This is a genomic window from Peribacillus sp. (assembly GCF_059453735.1).
This window is the reverse complement of sequence record NZ_JAZVJO010000161.1, coordinates 1-4,493: the sequence shown is the minus strand read 5'-3', so window position 1 is coordinate 4,493 and position 4,493 is coordinate 1. Positions and strand designations below refer to the sequence as shown.

The 4,493-nt window shown below is 38.4% G+C and carries 3 protein-coding genes; all 3 read left to right on the top strand.

What is annotated here, in order from left to right; genetic code table 11:
• A partial coding sequence (locus AC52RT_RS05500) for an ATP-dependent DNA helicase (RefSeq protein ID WP_495539823.1) occupies positions 1–1,139 on the top strand: 1,139 nt, incomplete at its 5' end.
• A 133-nt stretch (positions 1,140–1,272) separates the two neighbouring features.
• Entirely contained in the window at positions 1,273–3,084 is a 1,812-nt protein-coding gene (locus AC52RT_RS05495) for an ATP-binding protein (RefSeq protein WP_495539822.1), read from the top strand.
• The gene (locus tag AC52RT_RS05490) at positions 3,077–4,243 is read left to right on the top strand and encodes an MFS transporter (RefSeq protein ID WP_495539821.1); all 1,167 of its coding nucleotides are present in this window, start codon (positions 3,077–3,079) and stop codon (positions 4,241–4,243) included. The genes AC52RT_RS05495 and AC52RT_RS05490 overlap by 8 nt, the downstream gene beginning before the upstream one ends.
• Positions 4,244–4,493: the final 250 nt, after the last annotated feature.

Sequence of the window (4,493 nt, the reverse complement as noted above, 5' to 3'; positions counted from 1 at the left end):
ATAATCTCGTCGATCGAGGCAGAGAGATGTTCTCTGCTGAATTAATTAAATCAACCTTTCTGTCTGTAAAGCGCAGCTTTACAAGTCATAAAGCTTTGTCGAAAGCCGCAAAGGAGATCAATGCGTGGTTTATTACGATACGTAAGCAGGCTGAACAACAAAGTTGGGCAGAAGATACATTACCTGATGATTTACTGGAATTGCTCAATCACTTTATCGAAGAAGCTGAACGCCTGTTAATCACGCAGAATTCGTTAGATGATTCGGAGCTTCTTGAGACATATTTTGACGTTCAATCATTTTTACGGATTGCTAAATTATATGATACCCACTATCAAACCTTTTATAGAGTTAGTAAAAATGAAGTGGAAGTGAAACTATTTTGTTTGGATCCTTCCCACGCGCTGGACCAAATGGCCAGCGGCTTTAAGGCGAGGGTTTATTTTTCTGCTACGTTACATCCGCTTCCTTTTTTTACAGAGATGCTTGGAGGCAAGGAGGGAGATTATTCAATCACAGTGGCTTCTCCTTTTCGCAAGGAACAAAACGATGTATATATCAAACCCTTATCCACGCGTTTCCATGATCGGGAAAAGTCATACAGACCAATTATAAGATTAATTGAAAAAATGTTAGTGGGCAAAACGGGTAATTACTTGATTTACTTTCCTTCTTATCAATATATGAATGCCGTATTCACAGAATTCAAGGCTGTTTTCTCTGATGAATGTAGGATGCAAACAAGTGGTATGTCTGAAGAAGAAAGGGTAGCGTTCTTGAATGCCTTTCAAGAACGTGATAAAGGACTATTTGTAGGGTTTGCTGTTTTGGGTGGTGTGTTCGCAGAAGGAATTAACCTGATTGGAGATCGTCTCAATGGTGTTTTTATTATTGGTGTCGGAATGCCGCAGTTGGGCGAGGAGCGAGAACTAATGAATAAACACTTTCAAAGACGTGGAAAGAATGGATTTGATTATACTTATACCTATCCTGGTATGAATAAGGTTCTTCAAGCTGGTGGCCGGTTAATTCGTTCCGAACAAGATTATGGGATGATTATTTTGGTAGATGATCGATATTTGACACCGAAATACCAAGGACTGCTGCCGGAAATGTGGAGAGATTTTACAGTTTTGTGAGAGGGTCAGATGCTGTAAAGATAATGAATGCATGTAAATTATCTAAAGTTCTATCGACAAAACCAGGTAACTTGACTTACACTTATAGGAAAAGAACACCAATTTAAAGACAACTATAGAGAGCTGGTGCCAAGTGGGGCAAGTATTTAGTTCATCCAATCCAATCCTTTTGTTAATTGCATGTATTCTCACCTTCATTGCATCATACACAGCACTGGATTTATTAACGATGCTGCGTACATCTAAACGTAATCAAAAGTTCCTATTCCTAGGAAGCAGCTTTTCGATGGGGACGGCTGTCTGGACGATGAACTTTTTTGGAATCCTTTCCTTTGATCATACAGGTTCCACTTCTTATAATATATCGCTGACGATTTTATCATTCGTACTAGGTGTAGCTTTGGCTGCTATGGGTTTTTTAGCTGTTTCTGCTGACGCGATTTCTCTGCGAAAAGTGATAGAATGCAGCATGCTGCTTACGATGTCCGTTTTATCCAATTATATTATTGGCATGTATTCGTTAAATCATAATCTGACGTTTCATAGCGGTTTTCTTTTTATATCTGTATTATTTATCTTTTCCTTATTTTTGTTTGCATTTATGCTTCTTTACTATTCAAAGCACCAGAAGACAGGTGTTAATTACTGGCATAAGCCATTGAGTGCTTTTATCATGACAGGATCTATTGCAGAAGGTCATTTTCTGTTAACAAGATCACTTCCTATAAAAGAGCCGATTGAAACGATTAATCAACTGATGAACGATACGTCGTTTGTGGTGTATTTAGTGTTTTTTGTGGCAATCTGCATTGTTGCAGGGTTAATTGCCACAAGTACAATCATTAGTAAACGTTTAGCAAAAAGTGATAAATACGTTTTCGATATTACCTATGCACTGGATCAAGCTTCTATCGTCGCGATTACGGACGAAAAGGGGATTATTACGAAGGTGAATAAAGGGTTCTGTGATATATCGAAGTATAGTGAAGAAGAACTGATTGGACAAACCCATCGGATTGTTAATTCTCACTATCACTCCAAAGATTTTTTTGCTGATTTATGGTCGACGATTCAGAACGGAGAAGTATGGAAGGGGGATATCCGTAACAAAGCAAAAGATGGAAGTGTTTATTGGGTCAATACCACTATCGTGCCCTTTCGTAACGGAGATGGAGAGGTCTATCAATATTTATCCATCCGTAATGACATCACCGAACAGAAAGAAGTCGAGCAAAAGCTACATCAACAGGATAAGCTGGCAGCTGTCGGCCAATTGGCAGCCGGCGTCGCCCATGAAATTCGGAATCCATTAACATCCATGAAAGGATATGCTGAATTTCTACAACTCGATGAAGAAAGTGAAGACAGATTGGAGTACCTGGATATCATTTTAGATGAAATAGAACGGGTCAATTTAATAGTTGAAGAATTTATGATTCTATCTAAACCGCAAATCGTGAGCCTTGAGAATAAAAATATCGTTCCGATTCTTGAAAGTGTTTTATCCTTGGTCAAGTTTGAGTCAGAAAAGCAAAATATCAAGATCATACTAAAAATAGGAAATGAAGTGAGTCTAGTTGCTTGTGATGAAAACCGCTTAAAGCAGGTCATTTTAAATTTTGTGAAGAATGCAATGGAAGCCATGCCTGGTGGAGGGGTCCTAACTGTAAATCTTAGTCAAACAAATGACCAGGTGCGCTTGGCGATTCAAGATACGGGAATAGGCATTTCTGAGGACAAGCTGAAAAAATTAGGAGAACCATTTTTCACGACAAAGAAAACGGGAAATGGATTAGGATTAATGGTCAGTTTTAAAATTATTGAGGGCCATAATGGCGACGTACTTGTGGAAAGTGTAGTAAATAGAGGCACGACGTTTACCATTGTCCTTCCACTTATTTCATCTAGTGAATTTATCAGCATGGGGGAAACGAAATTTGGATAAACTAATAACTAGAAATCTCCTGCAATTTAAGGGGTTTTATCTTTTTTCTTTTTTTGCGGTAGGCAGCTTAACACCGCTCTTAAGTGTATATTTAAGCGAAGTTGAAAAAATGAATGGTTATCAAATTGGGACCATCATGTCGGCAGGTCCAATCGCAATGATGTTTATGCAGCCAATCTGGGGAATGGTTTGTGATTGGTCTGGAAAACCAGCGAAGATTTTATCTTTGACAACACTGCTTGCCGGGGTTCTTGCTCTCGGATATTTGTTTATTCATGATTATCAGTGGCTAGTGATTATTGCTATTATCCTAGCAATCTTTCAGAGCGCCATTATTCCTGTTTCAGATGGGATATCCCTGCAGTACGCTACTCGGGTCAAAGCCAATTATGGGAATCTTCGTCTCTTTGGTTCACTTGGCTTTGCACTAGCCGTGTTTATAATGGGGCGGCTGGCAGAAACAATTGGTTTGTCGGTTATTTTTTATAGTTTCTTCATTACGCTGGTGATTAGTGCATATTTGGCTTTACGGCTGCCTGAAGAACCACAGAGTTTGGCAAAACCCAATCTAATCTTTGGTGTTAAAGAACTGTTATCGATCAAACGATTTCTCATTTTCCTAGCGATCACGTTTTTGATTTTTGGACCAAATCTAGCTAATAATGTTTACTATGGATTGTTTATAGAAGATCGCGGCGGTACATATACAGGGATTGGAATTGCCTTCTTACTTGCTGTCCTGTCAGAAATTCCTTTTATGCGAGCAGCAGGCTCATGGGTCAAGAAAATAGGACTCCTGCCCATAGTTCTCATCGCTGCGTTTTCTTCGCTGCTTCGGTGGGCACTTTATTATTTTGAGCCGAGCTTAAATCTTGTATATTTAACCTCGGTTATGCAAGGACTATCTATTGGTTTATTCATACCAGCAGGCTTACAGTACCTTCGGAAAATTGTACCGGTTCATATAATAGTAACAGCCATCACGTTTTATTCTGCAATCGGCAACGGATTAGGCAACTGGTTTAGTACCTTCACCGCAGGTATCATTATGGAACAAGCAGACATCTATACTGTTTATTTATTTTTTGGTGTACTGTCCTTATTCGGAGTGATCCTGACTCTTTGGCTAATCTGGTTGGAGAGAAAAAGGCTATGTTAAAGGTAAAGGTTGATTTAAAATACACATAAAAAATGAGCTAGGATATCTTCTCCTGGCTCATTTTAATTTGATTTCCTTTTTACTAAAGCACGCGTTAGTGAAAAAAGTATATTACTTATCCTACTTAATTCATGTCATGATTTTTAATGGATAATCTTTTCAGTACATGTAATTTCTATTGTATGATTCATAGGGTCTAAAATAGGAAAACTCCAATATCCTTTCCATATGGGCTTATTGTAATATTTTT